The organism is Paenibacillus sp. Marseille-Q7038, from assembly GCF_965111595.1.
This window is the reverse complement of record NZ_CBCOOM010000002.1, coordinates 233,681-253,561: the sequence shown is the minus strand read 5'-3', so window position 1 is coordinate 253,561 and position 19,881 is coordinate 233,681. Positions and strand designations below refer to the sequence as shown.

General features: G+C 42.8%; 19 protein-coding genes and 1 tRNA gene. 18 read left to right on the top strand and 2 right to left on the bottom strand.

Annotation, left to right across the window (positions count from 1 at the left end; all coding sequences use genetic code 11):
• Window positions 1–6 precede the first annotated feature (6 nt).
• From hisJ to ACWPWY_RS18285, 10 genes are all read left to right on the top strand, one after another.
• Window positions 7–825, top strand: coding sequence for a histidinol-phosphatase HisJ (hisJ, locus tag ACWPWY_RS18330; RefSeq protein ID WP_454193113.1), 819 nt, complete (start codon window positions 7–9; stop codon window positions 823–825).
• A 124-nt stretch (window positions 826–949) separates the two neighbouring features.
• Window positions 950–1,897 (top strand): ribose-phosphate diphosphokinase, encoded by a 948-nt coding sequence (locus ACWPWY_RS18325; protein WP_213535892.1) that lies wholly within the window; start codon window positions 950–952, stop codon window positions 1,895–1,897.
• 272 nt (window positions 1,898–2,169) lie between these two features.
• Window positions 2,170–3,960, top strand: a complete 1,791-nt coding sequence (locus ACWPWY_RS18320) for a tetratricopeptide repeat protein (protein WP_454193892.1) — start codon at window positions 2,170–2,172, stop codon at window positions 3,958–3,960.
• 37 nt (window positions 3,961–3,997) lie between these two features.
• On the top strand, window positions 3,998–4,963 hold the full coding sequence (gene trxB, locus ACWPWY_RS18315; protein ID WP_454193112.1) for a thioredoxin-disulfide reductase: 966 nt from the start codon (window positions 3,998–4,000) through the stop codon (window positions 4,961–4,963).
• Window positions 4,964–5,135: 172 nt separating this feature from the next.
• Window positions 5,136–6,086: an ROK family glucokinase gene (locus ACWPWY_RS18310; RefSeq protein ID WP_454193111.1), complete on the top strand. Its 951-nt coding sequence runs from the start codon at window positions 5,136–5,138 to the stop codon at window positions 6,084–6,086.
• Between the two features lie 89 nt (window positions 6,087–6,175).
• Window positions 6,176–7,081 (top strand): RNase adapter RapZ, encoded by a 906-nt coding sequence (gene rapZ, locus ACWPWY_RS18305; protein WP_454193110.1) that lies wholly within the window; start codon window positions 6,176–6,178, stop codon window positions 7,079–7,081.
• Between the two features lie 200 nt (window positions 7,082–7,281).
• Window positions 7,282–8,247, top strand: a complete 966-nt coding sequence (locus ACWPWY_RS18300; protein WP_191804848.1) for a gluconeogenesis factor YvcK family protein — start codon at window positions 7,282–7,284, stop codon at window positions 8,245–8,247.
• A gap of 6 nt (window positions 8,248–8,253) precedes the next feature.
• Window positions 8,254–9,198, top strand: coding sequence for a DNA-binding protein WhiA (gene whiA, locus ACWPWY_RS18295; RefSeq protein ID WP_191804827.1), 945 nt, complete (start codon window positions 8,254–8,256; stop codon window positions 9,196–9,198).
• Window positions 9,199–9,314: 116 nt separating this feature from the next.
• Window positions 9,315–9,584 (top strand): HPr family phosphocarrier protein, encoded by a 270-nt coding sequence (locus ACWPWY_RS18290; protein WP_454193109.1) that lies wholly within the window; start codon window positions 9,315–9,317, stop codon window positions 9,582–9,584.
• Window positions 9,585–9,753: 169 nt separating this feature from the next.
• Window positions 9,754–10,521 carry an SIMPL domain-containing protein gene (locus ACWPWY_RS18285; protein ID WP_454193108.1) on the top strand — a complete coding sequence of 256 codons (768 nt, stop codon included), beginning with the start codon at window positions 9,754–9,756 and terminating at the stop codon, window positions 10,519–10,521.
• Between the two features lie 84 nt (window positions 10,522–10,605).
• Here ACWPWY_RS18285 and clpP read toward each other — a convergent pair whose 3' ends face one another.
• Complete coding sequence (clpP, locus tag ACWPWY_RS18280; RefSeq protein ID WP_213535902.1) at window positions 10,606–11,202, bottom strand: ATP-dependent Clp endopeptidase proteolytic subunit ClpP; 597 nt, start codon at window positions 11,200–11,202, stop codon at window positions 10,606–10,608.
• A gap of 193 nt (window positions 11,203–11,395) precedes the next feature.
• A tRNA-Arg gene (locus ACWPWY_RS18275) sits at window positions 11,396–11,470 on the bottom strand.
• Window positions 11,471–11,771: 301 nt separating this feature from the next.
• Here ACWPWY_RS18275 and ACWPWY_RS18270 point away from each other — a divergent pair.
• The 8 genes from ACWPWY_RS18270 (at window position 11,772) to secG (ending at window position 19,670) form a co-directional block, all read left to right on the top strand.
• Complete coding sequence (locus ACWPWY_RS18270) at window positions 11,772–12,794, top strand: sugar-binding transcriptional regulator (RefSeq protein ID WP_213535947.1); 1,023 nt, start codon at window positions 11,772–11,774, stop codon at window positions 12,792–12,794.
• A 98-nt stretch (window positions 12,795–12,892) separates the two neighbouring features.
• On the top strand, window positions 12,893–13,897 hold the full coding sequence (gene gap, locus ACWPWY_RS18265; RefSeq protein ID WP_454193107.1) for a type I glyceraldehyde-3-phosphate dehydrogenase: 1,005 nt from the start codon (window positions 12,893–12,895) through the stop codon (window positions 13,895–13,897).
• 248 nt (window positions 13,898–14,145) lie between these two features.
• Window positions 14,146–15,327 (top strand): phosphoglycerate kinase, encoded by a 1,182-nt coding sequence (locus ACWPWY_RS18260; RefSeq protein WP_454193106.1) that lies wholly within the window; start codon window positions 14,146–14,148, stop codon window positions 15,325–15,327.
• Window positions 15,328–15,360: 33 nt separating this feature from the next.
• A complete protein-coding gene (gene tpiA / locus ACWPWY_RS18255; protein WP_454193105.1) occupies window positions 15,361–16,116 on the top strand; it encodes a triose-phosphate isomerase in 756 nt (251 codons plus the stop codon).
• 1 nt (window position 16,117) lies between these two features.
• A complete protein-coding gene (gene gpmI, locus ACWPWY_RS18250; protein ID WP_454193104.1) occupies window positions 16,118–17,662 on the top strand; it encodes a 2,3-bisphosphoglycerate-independent phosphoglycerate mutase in 1,545 nt (514 codons plus the stop codon).
• A 108-nt stretch (window positions 17,663–17,770) separates the two neighbouring features.
• Window positions 17,771–19,057, top strand: coding sequence for a phosphopyruvate hydratase (gene eno, locus ACWPWY_RS18245; RefSeq protein ID WP_454193103.1), 1,287 nt, complete (start codon window positions 17,771–17,773; stop codon window positions 19,055–19,057).
• A 104-nt stretch (window positions 19,058–19,161) separates the two neighbouring features.
• Window positions 19,162–19,347: a YjfB family protein gene (locus tag ACWPWY_RS18240; protein WP_191804834.1), complete on the top strand. Its 186-nt coding sequence runs from the start codon at window positions 19,162–19,164 to the stop codon at window positions 19,345–19,347.
• A 92-nt stretch (window positions 19,348–19,439) separates the two neighbouring features.
• Window positions 19,440–19,670 carry a preprotein translocase subunit SecG gene (secG, locus tag ACWPWY_RS18235; protein ID WP_160036730.1) on the top strand — a complete coding sequence of 77 codons (231 nt, stop codon included), beginning with the start codon at window positions 19,440–19,442 and terminating at the stop codon, window positions 19,668–19,670.
• Window positions 19,671–19,881 lie beyond the last annotated feature (211 nt).

Sequence of the window (19,881 nt, the reverse complement as noted above, 5' to 3'; positions counted from 1 at the left end):
ATACTCATGTTAATCGATTATCATACCCATCATGCCAGATGCGGACATGCGGTAGGAGACCTGGAGTCTTATGTTAAACAGGCCGTCAAGCTCGGATACACTCAGATTGGCTTGTCCGATCATATGCCTCTGCTCCACGTTAATCCAGCTGAGTATTACTCAGAGATGGCGATGCCTATGGAAGAGCTGCCAAGATACGTCGAGGAATGTCTTTATCTAAAAGACAAGTATAAAGATGATATTGAGGTGCGTGTTGGTCTCGAAGGAGACTACATTGAAGGTTATGAAAAAGAGATCGAACAGATCATTTTGGCCTATCCTTTTGACTATGTGATTGGATCCGTTCATTTCTTAAAAGAATGGGATATTACCGATCACAGACAGGTCTACCACTGGGAAGGCAAAGATGTGCTTGAAGTATATCGCACATATTACGATGCGGTTCAAAAAGCCGCAAAAAGCGGGTTTTATGATTTTCTTGGACACATTGATGCCATTAAACGATTTACATATGAGCCTAAGCAGGAAGAGCGGGATGCTTGGTATGCGCTAGAATGTGAAACCCTAGAGGTGATTGCTGGCTGCGGGATTCCAATTGAGCTGAATGCCTCGGGCTTATCTAAGCCGTGTGCTGAAATGTTCCCTAGTGAGCGCATTTTGAAGCAAGCCTATCAGCTGGGGATTCCGGTGACTGTTGGTTCGGATGCTCATGATCCGTTGAAAGTAGGAGAAAAAGTGGATACTGCTAGAACGCTTTTAAAAGAGATTGGGTATACAGAACTTGCTACCTTTAAAGAGAGAAAGCGCTTTATGGTTTCGTTGTAATCTAAAATAAGAATAGTATAATAAAGGAAAAACATACGATTCTCTATAGAATCACTCTATGATTATTGTGAGCTGAATACTTTAAAATACTAGTGATTAAAAATAAGGTCTTCAGGAGGCATGTATGCAGCACTCTCTCCGTATTTTTTCGGGATCATCCAATCCTCAGCTGGTGCAAAACATATGCCAGAAGTTAGGGGTAGAGCAGGGTAAAATCAAGATATCCCGCTTCAAGAGCGGGGAGATTTACGTGCACTATGAGGAAACGATTCGTAATTGTGATGTTTTTCTTGTGCAATCTCTATCCAGACCTATTAATGAGTTACTAGTTGAACTGCTTGTTATGATTGATGCAGCTAAACGTGCGTCTGCTCGAACGGTTAATATCATCTTGCCTTACTACGGTTATGCGAGACAGGAGAGAAAGTCAGCTCCAAGGGAGCCGATCTCAGCGAAGTTGCTGGCTGATGTACTCACCACCGCAGGGGCAAACCGGATTGTAACCATTGATCTTCATGCAGCAGCGATTCAGGGTTTTTTTAATATCCCGGTTGACCATCTAACTGCGCTGGACTTAATTAGTGATTACCTTAAAAGTAAAAACATTGATAAACCTGTCATTGTATCACCTGATGCGGGAAGAGCATCGATGGCTGAGAAGCTGGCAAGCAGGCTTGATTCTCCCTTTGCTATCATGATTAAGAAGCGTCCAGCTCATAATGAGTCTGTCATTACTCATGTAATCGGAGATGTCGATGGCAGAACCCCTATTATTATTGAAGATTTAATTGATACAGGTACGACGATTGTTAACGTAGTGGAAGGGCTCAAAGAAAGAAATGCGTATCCTGCGATCGTCTGTGCGACACATGGACTTTTTTCGGGGTCGGCATTGGAAAAACTCTCTCATCCTCATATTGAGGAAGTGATTGTCACGGATTCTATTGAGCTTCCGCCTTCAGGACCACCTTGTTTCACCGTCTTGTCGGTTGCTCCTATGCTGGCAAGGGCAATCCGGATTATTCTAGATGGCGGTTCTATTGCTACGTTATTTAAGGATGCAGGTATTTAAGAGCGAATAGATTACTCAGCAAGGTTCTTCAGCGAAGAGCCTTGTTTGCGTTTGGTTGGACAGGTTAGCAGGCTGACCGTCAAGGGTAATGAAAAAGGAGGAGACACGAAGGAACCCGCGATTTATCTATAAAATGCGTGCAACGCTTTTATAGAATAGTGAAGTATAATTTTTCATCTGTTGTATAGTTCTGCAACACGAGAAGAGTCCTTCGGATTATGTTATACTGGAGAGTATGAAATCGTATGATAAAAGGAGGTGCCTTGGCACGTATGAAGGGCAAACCACAGCGGACTGATCGCTCTCTTGTCAATGTTGTACCGATTCAACTGGACGCTTCTTTTTTCTTTGAAAGAGCTGTCCGCTCGCTGGATCGCAATCATTATGACAAGGCATTAAAATATTTTAGTAAAGCAGCTGAATATGAACCGGAGAATCCGGTCAATCATTGTAATGTGGCAGGCATCCTATCTGAGATGGGAGATTATGCTCGTTCTAATGAAATTTTGAACCATGTGCTCACTGAGGTTGATCCCTCCATGATGGAATGTTATTTCTATATGGCAAATAACTACGCGAACATGGAGCAGTTTGAAGCCGCAGAAGAAGCGATCGTTACTTATTTGGAAGAGGATGAGCAAGGACAGTTTCTAGATGAGGCGGAAGAGATGTTAGATCTTCTGTTCTTTGAACTGGGCCGGAAGGCGCCTGTGAAGCGAATTAAAGCTAGAGAAGGGATCGCCGAGCATGATTATGCTCGCAGCTTGCTGGAAGAAGGGAAATTCGCTCAGGCAGCAGAAATGCTGGAGAGCATTACAAAAGATCAGCCTGATTTCACAGCCGCACGTAATAATCTGGCTTTAGCCTATTACTATATGGGAAGGTTCTCAAGAGCAAAGGATACCATCTTTGATTTGTTAGAAATGGAGCCGGGTAATCTGCATGGGTTATGCAATCTTGCTATTTTCTATCAGAATGAAGGGAATAAAGAGCAGGTAGAGGCACTTATTAAACAGCTACAGACTCTAGTTCCTTTTGAGCAAGAGCATGTCTTTAAACTAGGAACGACCATGGGAATTCTGGGAGAACATGAGACAGCTTATGCTCATTTCCGCAGATTACTTAAAAATAAAGAAACAGCAAGCGATCCTTCGCTTGTTCATTATGCAGCAGTGGCCGCTTGTAATACGAAGAGATATAAAGAAGCGAAGCGACTATGGGAAATGGTGCAGGCACTCGATCCTGAATCAGAGGTTCCTAAGTTTTATATTTCACGATTAGCAGCACGGAAGGAAGATCAAGATTTTGGAACGGTAAGTTATCATTATCACCTGCCGTTCGAGGAACAATTCCGATTGTGGGAAAAATACGGAGCAAGTATCCCGGAAGATATCAAAAACGATCCTCTTATCCGTTCTTCTTTCTTCTGGGCGCTTCATCATGGTGATGATACGAGTAAAGCTCAAGTGATTAGTGCACTGCGTCATATTGGTGACTATGAAGTATATCAGGCCCTTACTGATTTTCTAGAACAACCGGGCGAGACTACGGAACTCAAAGAACTCGCTCTTTCCGTACTGCGTGAAATTGGGGAACCGGAGATGCTTTTGAAGGAGAAAATACAGAATAGTACTTTGCATGCAGCGGATTCTAGTTCATTAGGCAAAGAGTTGTCCATATTGAGTAAGCAAGATAGTGAAGATGTAGAATCATCCTACTACGAGCAGCTCGATGATAAACAACAAGCGGTCCTAAATAAAGTTTTGGAGAAGATGGATCAGCACTCTGATATTTTACGTAAGGGAGTTCAGTATTTATGGGCAGACTATTTGAAGCAAGTCTCTCCTGAATTGCCATCGATTTCTCTCATTGAAGGATGGTCCGCTGCACTCGAATATCTCACTGTAAGATCAGCAGGCAAGGAAGTCACCTATAAGGAAGTAGCTGGCCATTATGGCATTTCAGCTTCGACGGTGAGCAGGTACGCTAAGCAAATTGATCTAGTATGTAATTCTACACATTTGTTAAAACCCGTATTCGGGTCTTTATCGGAAAAGCTGTAGTATCAAACAGTATTTTGTAAAAGGGAGGTAACGATGTATGACTCACTATAAATCCGTTATTATCGGTACAGGTCCTGCGGGACTTACTTCTGCCATTTATCTGGCACGGGCTAACATGAACCCGCTTGTTATTGAGGGCATGGAGCCGGGAGGCCAGCTTACAACAACAACAGAGGTTGAAAATTTCCCTGGATTTCCTGATGGGATTCTTGGGCCAGAACTGATGGACAATATGCGCAAACAAGCAGAGCGTTTTGGAGCTCAGTTCAAGAATGGCTGGGTTGACAGCATTGATCTGGCTAAGCGTCCTTTCCACATAAAAGTAGAAGGCCAAGAGGAACTCACTGCAGATTCCGTTATTATTTCTACTGGGGCTTCTGCAAAATATTTAGGAATCCCAGGCGAGAAAGAAAATGTGGGACGCGGTGTAAGTACATGCGCAACCTGTGACGGTTTCTTTTTCCGTAACAAAAAGATTGTTGTTGTTGGAGGCGGCGACTCCGCTATGGAGGAGGCAAACTTCTTGACTCGATTTGCTTCTAGCGTAACCATCGTACATCGCCGCGAGCAATTGCGGGCTTCTAAAATTATGCAGGACCGTGCGAAAGAAAACGAAAAAATAAAATGGGCTTTGAATCGTTCTCCTCTCGAAGTCGTTGCTGACGATCAGGGAGTAAAAGGTCTGAAAGTTCATAATAATGAAACAGGACAGGATGAGCTGGTGGAAGCAGACGGCGTATTTGTAGCAATCGGGCATACACCGAATACCGCTTTCTTACAAAATCAAATCACGCTGGATGCAGGTGGATATATTGCTTGTAATCCAGGAACTACAGAAACAAATATCCCTGGTGTCTTTGCTTGTGGTGATGTGCAGGATACGAAATATCGCCAAGCTATCACTGCAGCAGGATCGGGTTGTATGGCTGCTATGGACTGTGAGAAGTACCTAGAGGGCAGCATGGCTCATGACTGGAGCGAAACATTGAACAACCAACAATAAAAGGAAAAGCTGGCCGGGCACTAAAAGGTGTCCCGGACGGCTTTTTTGCTTACTTCGATTGAATGAGACTTGAGAGAAATGGAAGGGGATTCGTCTTGACCGACCCCCTTCCTTCAATTATAGTGATAACGTATGAATAAATATTACAGATGGTAAAGGTGGCTTGCTAGCAATGTCTGAAAATGTCTACGTTGGGGTGGATTTAGGCGGTACGGCAATCAAAGTTGGGATTTGCAATGAGCAAGGAACACTTCTGCATACATATGAAGGCCCGACAGAAGTGAGTAAGGGCGTTGATACTGTCATTTCGAACATCGAGAAATATATTCGTCATATTGTGGAAGAATCACCGTACAGTTGGGAGCAACTTGCAGGAGTTGGAGCAGGCGTAGCCGGATTCACTAATGTGCGAGAGGGTATAATTGTACTCGCGCCTAACGTAGGTTTTAAAGATGTGCCGATCCGTTCGATACTCGAAGATAGGCTAGGAAAGCTCGTTAAAATAGATAATGATGCAAATGTTGCGGCTCTTGGAGAAGCTTGGGCTGGTTCAGGTAACGGAGTTGAAAACTGTGTCTGCTATACTTTAGGAACAGGTGTCGGCGGCGGGATTATTATTGGCGGTAAGATTTATCAGGGTTTTTCAGGAATGGCTGGCGAGATAGGACACACGAATGTAGTACCGGATCTAGAAGCGATTCAATGCGGATGCGGGAAAATGGGTTGCCTGGAAACAGTATCCTCGGCTACAGGGATTATACGTATGGCGAATGATGCGGTAGAACGTGGAGATCATACTTCCCTGCAATCCGTAGATACCATTATGGCGAAAGATGTATTTGATGCCGCGAAAGCAGGCGATGAAGTAGCTCTTCGTATTGTTCATCGTGCAGCTTATTATCTTGGAAAATCTTTGGCATCAGTTGCCGCTGTATTAAACCCCGAGATGTTTATCATTGGCGGAGGGGTTTCTAAAGCTGGTGATATTTTGTTTGATGAAGTGCGCAGTGTGTTTGCAAGTCTTACGCCCGAGCCTCTACAAAAAGGGGTAAGCATTGTACCGGCCACGCTGGGAAATGACGCTGGTATTGTAGGGGCAGCTGGATTACTGATTCGTTCCTAAGATAGCTTTCCTAAGATAGCAAGCAACTTATATAATAATAAAAGAGTAAGTCAATAGATAGACGAACTGAAATTGATAGGGGGAAAATCATGTTTGAAGGTGAAAAATCACCAGCAGGTGTAGCAACCCTTATTATCATTACAGGGATGTCAGGTGCAGGAAAGACCATTGCGGTTCAAAGTCTGGAAGATCTAGGGTTTTTCTGTGTTGATAATTTGCCTCCCGTTCTTATTCCTAAGTTTGCAGAACTTATTGTCCAATCTAATGGTAAAATTGGTAAGGTAGCGCTTGTCATTGATTTGCGCGGGCGAGAGTTTTTCACTGCCCTGTCTGAATCTTTGAATTATATTAAGGATCAATTTACAATTCATTGTGAAATTATGTTTCTTGATGCCCAAGACAGTGTTCTTGTGCAGCGTTATAAAGAAAGCCGGCGGAGACATCCGCTTGCGCCAGAGGGAATGCCGCTTGATGGTATAAGACTGGAACGCAAAATGTTAGAAGAACTTAAGAACTCTGCTACACAGGTGCTTGATACTAGCAACATGAAGCCAGCGCAGCTGAAAGAAAAAATTATTTCAAGGTTCTCTCATTTAGAGAGCCATATGTTGTCCGTAAATGTGACTTCATTTGGTTTCAAATATGGTATTCCCATTGATGCTGATTTGGTGTTTGATGTTCGTTTTCTTCCAAATCCACATTACATTGAGCATCTACGGCCGAATACAGGGCAGAATAATGATGTGTATGAATATGTAATGAAGTGGCCGGAAACACAGGCATTTCTAACAAAACTGCTTGATATGCTTCATTTCCTTATTCCTCAGTATCGGAAAGAAGGCAAAAGCCAGGTCATCATTGGTATTGGATGTACAGGCGGTAAACACCGTTCAGTTGCGATTGCTGAGTATTTAGGTAAAATGCTTGGGGCAAGTGAGACTGAATCTGTCGTTGTAAGCCATAGAGATGCAGATCGTGATCGCGGAAATCACTAACGAAGTTAGATGGATAAAGAATATCAACATGAATTGAATGGATGTAATGATTTAGGGATGACACCTGCGTAGGATACAACATACAATGTATGGATCGCTCATACCGCATTCGTTACTCATCATTTTCAAAGGAATAACGGATTGCTTACCTTGAGCAACCTCTTATAGAAGGTGAAGTGGTAGAAGTGGCTGTAGAACAAATGAAACGTCCGCATCTTGTGGTTATGGGTGGCGGAACAGGGCTATCTGTCATGTTGCGGGGGTTAAAAAATAAGCCGCTTGATATCACGGCAATAGTTACGGTTGCTGACGATGGAGGAAGCTCAGGCATGCTGCGGGATGAATTGCAGATGCCTCCTCCAGGTGACATCCGTAATGTGCTCACAGCGCTTGCTGATGTAGAGCCGTTGATGTCAGAATTGCTTAATTATCGTTTTAGTGGAAATGGTGGATTATCCGGTCATAGCCTAGGAAACTTGATTTTGGCTGGAATGACAGATATAACAGGTGATTTTGTAACAGCGGTGAGAGAGATTAGCCGTGTTTTTGCTGTACGCGGGCAAGTGTTGCCAGCTGCGGCGGAAGCCGTCGTACTCCGCGCCGAGATGGAGGATGGTACGATCGTTACAGGCGAGTCCCAGATCCCAGAACATGGCGGACGGATAAAGAGAGTTTATCTTGAACCGGATCACGTGGAGCCGTTGCCAGAGGCTATTCAGGCAATTGAACAGGCAGACGCGATTATTATTGGTCCCGGCAGCTTATATACCAGCATTTTACCAAACCTTCTTGTGCCTAAATTGGCGGAAGCTGTCGTTTCATCTAAGGCAGTCAAGATCTTTATTGGTAATGTGATGACACAGCCTGGCGAAACCGATGGGTATTCTGTTGGTGACCATTTGAAAGCCATTGATGCCCATATTGGACATAAAATATTTGATTACGTCATTGTTAACAATGGCGATATTCCTGAACCTGTTCAGGAAATGTATGCAGAAAAAGGTGCAAAACCAGTACAGCTTGATCTTGAAGAGATTTTAAAGTACTCGAATGAATGTATCGCAGATCGACTTGTCATGTACCGGACTTACTTGCGGCATGACGCAAATAAATTAAGTCACCATATTTACACGCTAGTGCAAAACTGGATGATTCGAAAGAGGTGAGATCCTTTGTCGTTTGCGGCACAGACCAAAAAAGAATTAACCCTGATCGAAAGCGAGCCTTGTTGTGAGAAAGCAGAGTTGTCTGCCCTCATTCGTATGCTTGGCTCGGTCCAGCTGTCGAACAAGAAGGTTATTTTAGACGTCTCTACGGAGAATGCCGCGATTGCAAGGCGAATCTATTCTTTACTCAAAAAACACTTTCAGGTGCATACCGAGTTATTGGTTCGTAAAAAAATGCGGCTTAAAAAGAATAATGTATACATCGTAAGAATTCCGGTACGAGTGCAAGAAATTTTGAATGAATTGGAGATTGTATCAGAAGGGTTTATCTTTACGCCAGGAATCAATCCAAATGCTATTCATAAAAACTGCTGCAAACGGGCTTATTTACGAGGTGCGTTTATGGCGGGAGGCTCTGTTAATAACCCAGAAGGGTCTTCTTACCACTTAGAAATCGCCTCAATGTATGAAGAACATTGTCAGGCACTCGTCGATCTTGCTAATGAATTTAACCTGAATGCACGTTGTATAGAGCGGAAAAAAGGTTTTATTTTCTACATCAAAGAGGGCGAAAAAATCATTGAGATGCTCAGCATTATCGGTGCTCACCAAGCTTTATTTAAATTCGAAGATGTGCGAATTATGCGTGATATGCGGAATTCGGTGAACCGAATTGTTAACTGTGAGACAGCGAATTTGAACAAAACGATTGGTGCTGCTGTGCGTCAAATTGAGAACATTAAGCTTCTCGATAAGGAAGTAGGGCTCGAAACCCTTCCTGAAAAACTACGTGAAGTAGCAGAAGTAAGACTTGCGAATCCAGATATTAATTTGAAGGAAGTCGGGGAATTACTAAAAGGAACCGTCAGTAAATCAGGCGTGAACCATAGACTGCGCAAAATTGATGAGATGGCAGAGAAAATTAGAGTGGAAAAAGGTCAACTCATATAGTGTGAGCTATATCATAAAGAAGTCTTTTTTTCTTCTAGTTTGATTCATGCTATAATGGTATAATGTTAATAATTATGTAGTATGATGTAGAGATTTTTTAGAGGGGGTAAGTTTCCATGACAAAACACCCGGTATTAGTCCGTTTGAAGACGGGTCTTCATGCCAGACCAGCTGCTCTATTCGTTCAAGAAGCGAATAAGTATTCGTCCGAAATTTTTGTGGAAAAAGACGACAAAAAAGTGAATGCCAAAAGTATCATGGGAATTATGAGCCTTGCAATTAGCACGGGTACTGAAATTCACATTAGTGCTGAAGGCGCAGACGCTGAACAGGCAGTAAACGCATTGATTAGTCTTGTAAGCAAGGAAGAATTGGAAAACCAATAAATTCATGTTTTCATATGTGTATACCGGAAAGCCCCATTTGGGGCTTTTTTTCGTTTTATATCCTACATAAATTAAATAGTAGAAATGGAACTTTATACAAATTGATTTCGTCTAACAGTTTGTAATGTCTGAGTTAGAAGATGTTTGACTATAGAGGGAGGATCGTTAAATGAAAAAGAAATCAGTTTGGTTAAAGCCTGCAGCAGCTGTAGTAATTGCAGGTACATTACTCATTGGTGGGGGCGGAGGAGTTGTCTCCTTTGCGGGAAAAGCACAAGCGCAGGAAGCATCTGCAGTTCAGAATGTAGTATCTGTCGTAGGGAAAGGTGAAATTTCGGTAAAGCCGGACATTGCCTATCTTTATATTGGTGTTAATACAGAAGGTAAAACAGCAGTTGAAGCTCAAAAAGCAAATGCTAAAAAGATGCAAAGCTTAACCAACTTACTTAAAAAGACATGGAAGCTGGAGAGCAAAGACATACAAACGAATCAGTTTTATGTACAGCCTGATTACACATATAGTGAAAAAGAAGGACGAAAACTAAAAGGGTATTCTGCTTCACATTCTCTGAAAATCAGCTATCGTAATCTCGACAAGGTAGGAGAACTGCTGGATTCCGCTGCTAAAGCAGGTGTTAATCAGATCGACAATATTCAGTTTTCTATTGAGAACAGAGACGCTTTCGAAACAGCTGTAATCGAAAAAGCGATGGCTAATGCCAATTTGAAGGCAGGAGCCATCGCGAAAGTTGCAGGACGCAGTTTAGGAATTGTTCTGAGTGTGAGTCAAGGGAATGTGGCGGAACCGCTTCGTTACTACGAACAGTATAATATGAAAGTGGAAACAGAAGACAGTACTGCTGATCATTCATCCTCGGTTGAAACGGGGGAAATTAAACTGACTACAGAACTTACAGTCCATTATCAACTTAACTAGTTCTGAATGGAGAGAAGAGCAGTTTAGCAGTCATAAATAAAAGCCGCAGTCCCTAGAGGACTGCGGCTTTATTCATTTCTATATTTAGATCCCTTGCGGTGGAGTTGAGGAAATAACTTTATCAACAAGTCCGTAAGCTTGAGCTTCTTCTGCACTCATGAAGTTATCGCGATCTGTGTCTTTCTCAATACGTTCAATCGGTTGACCTGTACGTTCAGCCAAGATTTTGTTGAGTTTATCACGCATTTTGAGAATGCGGCGAGCACGAATTTCAATATCTGTCGCTTGACCTTGCGCACCACCCAAAGGTTGGTGAATCATGATTTCGCTGTTTGGAAGTGCAAAACGTTTCCCTTTTGCACCGGCATTGAGCAAGAATGCACCCATAGAAGCTGCCATACCCATGCAAATTGTCGATACATCTGGTTTGATGAATTGCATGGTGTCATATATCGCCATACCCGCTGTAATAGAACCGCCTGGGCTGTTAATGTATAGGTGAATGTCTTTTTCTGGATCTTCCGCAGTGAGGAACAACATTTGAGCGATGATAGAATTGGCTACTACATCGTTTACGTCGCTTCCCAGAAAAATAATCCGATCTTTCAATAGTCTGGAGTAAATGTCATAAGCGCGTTCACCGCGATTGGTTTGTTCTACGACCATAGGAATGTAACTCACGTGAAAAACCTCCTTAGGAATTTAGGTTTAGAGTTTATATTTAGACGTTTAACAGCATCTATATCTACGTTTCCGTATTAACCACATCATAAACAAATCAAAACAAAAAGTCAAAGAAAGTCAAACTATTTCGATAAAAAAAGAAACCTATTCGGTTTCATCGGTTAAGTGTATAACAAGCTGTTAAAAATAATGGCGCGCCCGCGAGGAATCGAACCTCGATCTCAGGCTCCGGAGGCCTACGTCATATCCGTTGGACCACGGGCGCACAAGTGTGACAGCAATATTGATTATATCTGATCGCCATTAAAAATGCAAGAAAGTTTAGTGGAGGTGTTTGATGTTCCATAAGAATGTGCAGACTACATTAATAGTGCGTTCAAAAGTAATATTTTATTTATAGGTAAGCAGGGTGCATAAATGAACGCTCCTTTGCGAAATATACTTCTGACCACTTGCATACCAGGGTAGATTTAGGTAAAATAAACGTGGGACTTAAAAAGTTAACCCCGGGACAATTTTAGTCCATATTAGAGGCCGGAATGAAGGAGTTTGCGGAAGTGGAAAGTATGCGAACGATTTTAGAAGTGCAGAAGCAACTTCTACCTGATCTCATGGACGTAATGAAGAAGAGATATACCATTCTGCGCCAAATCATGATTTCGGATGTAATCGGACGAAGAACGCTTGCCCACTCTCTGGATATGACGGAGCGTGTACTTAGATCGGAGACAGACTTGCTTAAATCCCAAGGACTGATTGAGATCGAGAGTATGGGCATGAGAATAAGCGAGTCCGGCGAGCAGTTGCTTGCAATGTTAGAACCTATGGCCAATGAATTATTTGGGCTGTCGGAGATGGAAGAGTTAATCGAGAAAACGTATGGACTTCAAAAGGTTATCGTGGTTCCTGGTGATTCTGAAAACTCCGAATATGCCAAGCGTTCACTTGGACGTGCAGGAGCTAGAGCCCTGCTGAGTGTTATGAATGATGGAGATGTTGTTGCAGTTACAGGGGGATCGACTACGGCTTCGGTCGCTGAACACTTAACCCCATCGTCTGCTATGCGCGGAGTATGGTTTGTACCCGCTAGAGGTGGACTTGGTGAAAGTGTAGAATTCCAAGCGAACACGATCGCGTCGACCATGGCGAAGAAGCTTGGGGCTGAATACAGATTGCTCCATGTGCCTGATCTGTTAAGTAACCATGCCTATGAATCATTAGTTCAAGACTCTAACATTCAAGAAATTCTAGGTATGATTCGAAAAGCTCGAATTGTAATTCATGGAATCGGCGGAGCAATGGAGATGGCTAAACGGCGTAAGCTTGCACCTCAGACGATCGAAGAGATTAGAGATGAAGGTGCTGTAGCAGAATCCTTTGGTTATTACTTCAATAATAAAGGAAAAGTAGTTCATACCATGCTCACGCTCGGTATGCGTCTCGAGGATATTACTCGAACGGATGTCGTCATCGCCATTGCAGGCGGTAAATACAAGGCAGATTCGATAAAGGCCGTGCTTCGTTTTGGCCAAGAAGATATACTTGTCATTGATGAGGCGGCAGCTACTGAAATTGTTAAGGATTTATAATGAAGTAAGACAGATTTGAAACTTGTTGTCTTGATGAATCTAATTTAGATTTGTCTTGAATATATAAAAATTTAGCAAAACTTGGGAGGAACTTACTCATGGTTAAAGTAGGTATTAACGGTTTTGGACGTATTGGACGTAACGTGTTCCGCGCAGCACTAAACAACAGCGAAGTGGAAATCGTAGCAATCAACGATTTGACTGACGTAAGCACTTTGGCTCACTTGCTTAAATACGACACAACTCATGGTCGTCTGGATGCAACTGTTGAACATAAAGAAGGCGCACTTATCGTTAACGGCAAAGAAGTAAAAGTATTTGCTGAGCGTAATCCAGAAAACTTGCCTTGGGGACAACACGGCGTTGAAATCGTTGTTGAATCCACTGGTATCTTCACTGCAAAAGAAAAAGCAGAAGCTCACCTTAAAGGCGGAGCTAAAAAAGTTATCATTTCTGCACCAGCTACAAACGAAGATATTACAATCGTTATGGGTGTTAACGAAGAGCAATATGACCCAGCTAACCACACTGTAATCTCTAACGCTTCTTGTACTACAAACTGCTTGGCGCCTTTCGCTAAAGTTCTTGACGAGTCCTTCGGTATCGTTAAAGGTATGATGACAACTGTCCACTCTTACACTAATGACCAACAAGTACTTGACCTGCCGCACAAAGACCTTCGTCGTGCTCGTGCAGCTGCTGAGAACATCATTCCTTCTACAACGGGTGCAGCAAAAGCAGTTAGCCTTGTATTGCCACAACTGAAAGGTAAACTGAACGGTATGGCTATGCGCGTTCCTACTAAGAACGTATCCGTAACAGACCTGGTTGTTGAACTTGGTAAAAACGTAACTGTTGATGATGTAAACGCAGCTTTGAAAGAAGCAGCTAATGGCCCACTTAAAGGAATCATGAACTTCTCTGAAGAGCCGCTTGTATCTAGCGACTACAACAGCGATCCAGCTTCTTCCACTATCGACAGCCTATCCACTATGGTAGTTGGCGATAACATGGTTAAAGTTGTATCTTGGTACGACAACGAGTGGGGTTACTCCAACCGTGTAGTTGACCTTGCTGCTTTCATCGCTAAAAAAGGTCTGTAAGTATAACACAAGGGCTTTAATAAGCCTGATGTGAATCCAGGTGAAGAGGAGAACATTTATGTCTCTCCTCTTCATCATGGTTTTTATCTTTAATGCCAGAGAACCGGAGAAACCGGTCTATATAAAATAGAGAGATATAAAGCACTATATTGCTGTTTGAATGAATGGACTATTGGGTTTCGCCTAATGGTTACTACACATAAGATATCAGCTATCTTTTTTAGATAGCACTTAGGAGGAACGTGGAGATGAACAAAAAAAGTGTACGTGATGTAGAAGTAACAGGAAAACGTGTGTTTGTTCGTGTCGATTTTAATGTACCGCTCGAAGATGGAAAGATTACTGATGATACTCGTATCCGTGAAACACTTCCAACTATCAAATATTTGGTGGAAAAAGGTGCAAAAGTAATTCTTGCAAGTCACATGGGTCGTCCTAAAGGTGAATTTGTTGATTCCCTTCGCTTGACACCTGCGGCTAACCGTCTATCTGAGATGCTTGGCAAACCGGTTGCTAAAGCAGACGAAGCTATTGGGGACGCAGTAAAAGCAGAGATCGAAAAAATGAACAACGGCGATGTTCTTGTACTTGAAAACGTCCGTTTCTACCCTGGAGAAGAGAAAAATGATCCAGAACTAGCAAAACAATTTGCTGATCTGGCTGACCTTTTCGTAAATGATGCATTTGGTGCTGCTCACCGTGCTCATGCATCGACAGAAGGTATTGCTCATCATCTTCCAGCCGTTTCGGGTCTTTTGATGGAGAAAGAACTTGATGTTCTTGGTAAAGCATTAACTACACCAGAACGTCCTTTCACTGCAATCATTGGCGGATCTAAAGTTAAAGACAAAATCGATGTTATCGATAACTTGCTTAACCTTGCTGACAATGTACTCATCGGTGGAGGTCTCACTTATACGTTCTTCAAAGCACAAGGTCACGAAATCGGTAAGTCTTTGCTTGATGATTCCAAACTGGATGTAGCTCTTGGATTTATCGAAAAAGCGAAGAAACTAGGTAAAAACTTCCTTCTTCCTGAAGATATCGTAATCACGAAGGAATTTAGTGCGGATGCTGAAACGAGAACAGTTAGTATTGATCAAATTCCTGCGGATTGGGAAGGTATTGATATTGGACCGAAAACTCGTGCGAAATATGCTGAAGTTATTAAAAATTCCAAACTGGTTGTATGGAACGGACCAATGGGTGTTTTCGAAATCGAGCCATTCTCTCACGGTACTCGTGAAGTAGCAGAAGCTTGTGCATCAACAGAAGGATACACAATCATTGGTGGAGGAGATTCTGCAGCAGCAGCTGAGAAATTCCATCTTGCTGAAAAAATGAACCACATCTCAACTGGTGGCGGTGCTTCCCTCGAATTTATGGAAGGTAAAGAGCTTCCTGGTGTTGTGGCATTGAACGATAAATAAAAAAAATTGGATATAAGAGGAGGAGCGTACGATATGAGTAGAACTCCGATCATCGCAGGTAACTGGAAGATGTTCAAAACCGTACCTGAATCCACTTCGTTTATTGAAGCGGTAAAAGGGCAAGCTGAGGTAGAGGGTGTAGAAAGCGTAATTTGCGCTCCATTCACCAATCTTCCAGCTTTGGTTGAAGCAGTAAAAGGAACAAACATTAAAATTGGTGCTCAAAACCTTCATTTCGAAGACAATGGTGCATTCACTGGTGAAATCAGCGGCGTTATGCTGAAAGATCTGGGTGTAGATTACGTTGTAATTGGACACTCTGAGCGTCGTCAGTACTTTAATGAAACTGATGAAACAGTAAACAAAAAAGTTCATGCTGCATTCCGTCATGGTCTTACTCCAATCGTATGTGTGGGTGAGAAACTGGAAGAGCGTGAAGCGGACCAAACTAAAGATGTATGTAAAGTGCAAACGGAAGCTGCATTTGCTGGACTAGCTGCTGACCAAGCAGCAAAAGTAGTAGTAGCTTATGAGCCAATCTGGGCAATTGGAACAGGTAAATCTTCCACATCCCAAGATGCAAACGAAGTTATTGCATACATTCGTGGCGTGATTAAAGATCTATACAATGAAGAGGTTGCAAACGCAGTTCGTATTCAATACGGCGGCAGTGTGAAACCTGAGAACGTAACCGAATATCTCGGTCAAAGCGATATCGATGGGGCACTTGTTGGCGGAGCAAGCCTTCAACCTGAATCCTACATCGCGCTCGTTCAGGGGGCGAAGTAAGATGACTGCACCAAAACCAGTAGCACTGATCATTATGGACGGTTTCGGACTTCGAAACACCGATGTAGGTAACGCGGTAGCTCAAGCCAAAAAACCAAACTACGATCGCTATATGGCAAAATATCCGCATACTACACTTACGGCAAGTGGAGAAGCGGTTGGATTGCCTGAAGGACAAATGGGGAACTCGGAAGTAGGACACTTGAATATCGGTGCAGGACGTATCGTATATCAAGATCTTACTCGGATTTCGAAATCCATTCGTGATGGTGAGTTTTTTGACAATGAAACACTTGTAAATGCGGTACGTGCAGCGAAGCAAACAGGCAAAAAACTTCACTTGTATGGTCTTTTGTCTGACGGTGGAGTACACAGTCACATTAAGCATATGTTTGCCATGCTGGATCTGGCTAAGAAGGAAGAAATGGACGAAGTTTATATCCATGCTTTCCTCGATGGCCGTGACGTTTCCCCGAATAGCGGTATTAAATTCCTTGAGGAGTTGAATGCCAAAATCGAGGAAGTGGGCATTGGTAAAATTGCGACTGTTCAAGGTCGTTATTATGCAATGGACCGTGACAAACGCTGGGAACGTGTTGAGAAATCTTACCGTGCAATCGTGTACGGAGATGGACCTAAATACACGGATCCAATGCTTGCGGTTAAGGAATCTTACGAAAAATCAGTTTATGATGAGTTCGTAGAACCAACGGTAATTGTAAAAGAGGATGGAAATCCAGTTGGGCTTGTAGAAAGCGGCGACTCGGTTATCTTCTTAAACTTCCGTCCTGACCGTGCTATTCAATTGTCTCAAGTATTCACAAACCAAGACTTCCGCGGTTTCGATCGTGGTGATAAATGGCCTCAAGGGCTGCACTTCGTATGTTTGACACTGTTCAGTGAAACAGTTGATGGATACGTTGCTTACACACCTAAGAACCTTGATAATACTCTTGGTGAAGTACTGGTTCAGAACAACAAGAAACAATTGCGTATTGCTGAAACGGAGAAGTATCCGCATGTAACGTTCTTCTTTAGTGGCGGACGTGATGTAGAACTTCCAGGTGAAACTCGTATTCTGATCAATTCTCCTAAAGTTGCAACTTATGACCTCAAACCAGAAATGAGTGCATATGAAGTAGCCGACGCTTGCGTTAAAGAGATTGAAGCAGATAAACACGACGCAATCATTTTGAACTTTGCAAACCCTGATATGGTAGGACACTCCGGTATGCTGGAACCAACCATTCGTGCGGTAGAAGTTACTGATGAGTGCATGGGACGTGTTGTTGAAGCTGTACTCGCAAAAGGCGGCGTGGTTCTAATCACTGCTGACCATGGTAATGCGGATATGGTGTTTGACGAAAACGGAAATCCGTTTACGGCACATACAACAAACCCAGTTCCTCTCATTGTTACTTCTGAAAATGTAGAGCTTCGTGATGGTGGAATTCTTGCAGACATCGCACCTACAATTCTTGACTTGATGGAACTACCGCAACCAGCGGAAATGACCGGAAAATCCGTTATTTCAAGACGCAAATAGGTTGTTAACAGAACTTATTTGCAATTGTATGCCTGACTTTGTTTTAATAAGAGATATAAGGCCTAGCTAGCCAAACAATAGATTCGAAACAAAAGGAGATTATTACACATGACTATTATTTCTGATGTATATGCACGCGAAGTCCTTGACTCCCGTGGTAACCCAACAGTAGAAGTTGAGGTTTATCTTGAATCCGGCGCAATCGGCCGCGCAATCGTTCCATCCGGTGCTTCCACTGGAGCTCACGAAGCAGTTGAACTTCGTGATGGCGACAAAGATCGTTACCTTGGTAAAGGTGTTTTGAACGCTGTTAAAAACGTAAACGAAAAAATCGCTCCAGAAGTAATCGGTATGGACGCTCTTGATCAGCTCGGTATCGACAAACTGATGATTTCTTTGGATGGTACTCCAAACAAAGCTAAATTCGGTGCAAACGCAATTCTTGCAGTATCTATGGCTGTAGCTCGTGCAGCTGCTGACGCTCTTGACCTGCCACTGTATGTTTACCTTGGTGGATTCAACGCGAAACAACTTCCAGTTCCTATGATGAACATTGTTAACGGTGGCGAACATGCCGACAATAACGTTGACGTACAAGAATTCATGATCCTGCCTGTTGGCGCTCCTTCTTTCAAAGAAGCTCTTCGTACAGGTGCTGAAATCTTCCACAGCTTGAAATCCGTTCTGAAAGCTAAAGGACTGAACACAGCTGTAGGTGATGAAGGTGGTTTCGCTCCTAACTTTACTTCCAACGAAGACGCTCTTGGCGCAATCATGGAAGCTATCGAAAAAGCAGGATACAAAGCAGGAGAAGACGTTCTTCTTGGTATGGACGTTGCATCTACTGAATTCTACAAAGATGGTAAATACACACTTGCTGGCGAAGGCAAATCCTTCACTTCTGCTGAGTTCGTAGACCTTCTTGCTTCTTGGGTTGATAAATATCCAATCGTTACAATCGAAGATGGTTGCTCCGAGGATGACTGGGAAGGTTGGAAACTCCTCACTGAAAAATTGGGAGACAAAATCCAACTTGTTGGTGACGACTTGTTCGTTACAAACACTGAGCGCCTGAAAAAAGGTATCGATGAAAAAATCGGTAACTCCATTCTTATCAAAGTTAACCAAATCGGTACGCTTACTGAAACTTTCGATGCAATCGAAATGGCTAAACGTGCAGGTTACACAGCTGTTATCTCCCACCGTTCCGGTGAGTCTGAAGACAGCACAATTGCGGACATCGCAGTTGCAACAAATGCAGGACAAATCAAAACGGGCGCACCTTCCCGTACAGACCGTATCGCAAAATACAACCAATTGCTTCGTATCGAAGACCAACTGGGTGAACTTGCTCAATACAACGGCCTGAACTCTTTCTACAACTTGAAAAAATAATAAGCATATTGCTTATTTCTCAAAGAGCCGATCCTAATGGATCGGCTCTTTTTATTTCAGCAATGACCGATATATAGATAAAGAAGGAAAGGAGGGAAATTATAATGGATATTGCAGCATTATCTATGGCTATGTCTCAAGCGTCTGTTCAACAGGCTGCTTCTTTGCAAGTGATGGGAATGGCGAAGAATCAAACGGAAATGAACGGTCAGCAAATGGTGCAAATGTTAAATTCAGCTGCACCTGCACCCCACCCAACATCAGGGAGTATGATTGATATCAAGGTTTAATGATTGCTTATTCCATCTCCTGTATGATACAATAGGAATACTGTTTATCAGCGTGTGATGTATACGCACAATTTTTTTAGGAGGTGGAAGTTATGGAACTCGTTTTGAAATTGCTTCTCGTTATTTTTGCCATCGGTGTTATTGTCGTTGTCCTTCTTCAACAAGGAAAAAGCGCAGGTCTTTCCGGTGCCATCTCCGGCGGTGCGGAACATCTATTTGGCAAGTCCAAAGCACGCGGTATGGAACTCGTTCTTGAGCGGATTACGGTAGGTTTTGCCATCGGATTTATGGTTCTTGCAATTGCAGTTGCTGTAGTCCAGTAAGATTCTAAAATAACTAACTCAGCCTTCGTTCCGTGAGGAACGGAGGTTTTTTAATATACAGATTTTGTTGTGATTGCCCTTTAGGGGGCTTGTTTTACGGTAATGAGATAGTTTAGATTAATTTGGTGTATACTAGGGTAAGATTTTACTAATGCTTAGTGATGGCAGTGACCCTGGAAAATGGAAGTTATGAAGCCATCTTGACCTGACT

Bases quoted from the DNA above. Each gene is read 5' to 3' on its own strand.
- hisJ (WP_454193113.1), top strand. From the start codon at position 7: ATGTTAATCGATTATCATACCCATCATGCCAGATGCGGACATGCGGTA.
- ACWPWY_RS18325 (WP_213535892.1), top strand. From the start codon at position 950: ATGCAGCACTCTCTCCGTATTTTTTCGGGATCATCCAATCCTCAGCTG.
- ACWPWY_RS18320 (WP_454193892.1), top strand. From the start codon at position 2,170: ATGAAGGGCAAACCACAGCGGACTGATCGCTCTCTTGTCAATGTTGTA.
- trxB (WP_454193112.1), top strand. From the start codon at position 3,998: ATGACTCACTATAAATCCGTTATTATCGGTACAGGTCCTGCGGGACTT.
- ACWPWY_RS18310 (WP_454193111.1), top strand. From the start codon at position 5,136: ATGTCTGAAAATGTCTACGTTGGGGTGGATTTAGGCGGTACGGCAATC.
- rapZ (WP_454193110.1), top strand. From the start codon at position 6,176: ATGTTTGAAGGTGAAAAATCACCAGCAGGTGTAGCAACCCTTATTATC.
- ACWPWY_RS18300 (WP_191804848.1), top strand. From the start codon at position 7,282: ATGAAACGTCCGCATCTTGTGGTTATGGGTGGCGGAACAGGGCTATCT.
- ACWPWY_RS18290 (WP_454193109.1), top strand. From the start codon at position 9,315: ATGACAAAACACCCGGTATTAGTCCGTTTGAAGACGGGTCTTCATGCC.
- ACWPWY_RS18285 (WP_454193108.1), top strand. From the start codon at position 9,754: ATGAAAAAGAAATCAGTTTGGTTAAAGCCTGCAGCAGCTGTAGTAATT.
- ACWPWY_RS18270 (WP_213535947.1), top strand. From the start codon at position 11,772: ATGCGAACGATTTTAGAAGTGCAGAAGCAACTTCTACCTGATCTCATG.
- gap (WP_454193107.1), top strand. From the start codon at position 12,893: ATGGTTAAAGTAGGTATTAACGGTTTTGGACGTATTGGACGTAACGTG.
- ACWPWY_RS18260 (WP_454193106.1), top strand. From the start codon at position 14,146: ATGAACAAAAAAAGTGTACGTGATGTAGAAGTAACAGGAAAACGTGTG.
- tpiA (WP_454193105.1), top strand. From the start codon at position 15,361: ATGAGTAGAACTCCGATCATCGCAGGTAACTGGAAGATGTTCAAAACC.
- gpmI (WP_454193104.1), top strand. From the start codon at position 16,118: ATGACTGCACCAAAACCAGTAGCACTGATCATTATGGACGGTTTCGGA.
- eno (WP_454193103.1), top strand. From the start codon at position 17,771: ATGACTATTATTTCTGATGTATATGCACGCGAAGTCCTTGACTCCCGT.
- ACWPWY_RS18240 (WP_191804834.1), top strand. From the start codon at position 19,162: ATGGATATTGCAGCATTATCTATGGCTATGTCTCAAGCGTCTGTTCAA.
- secG (WP_160036730.1), top strand. From the start codon at position 19,440: ATGGAACTCGTTTTGAAATTGCTTCTCGTTATTTTTGCCATCGGTGTT.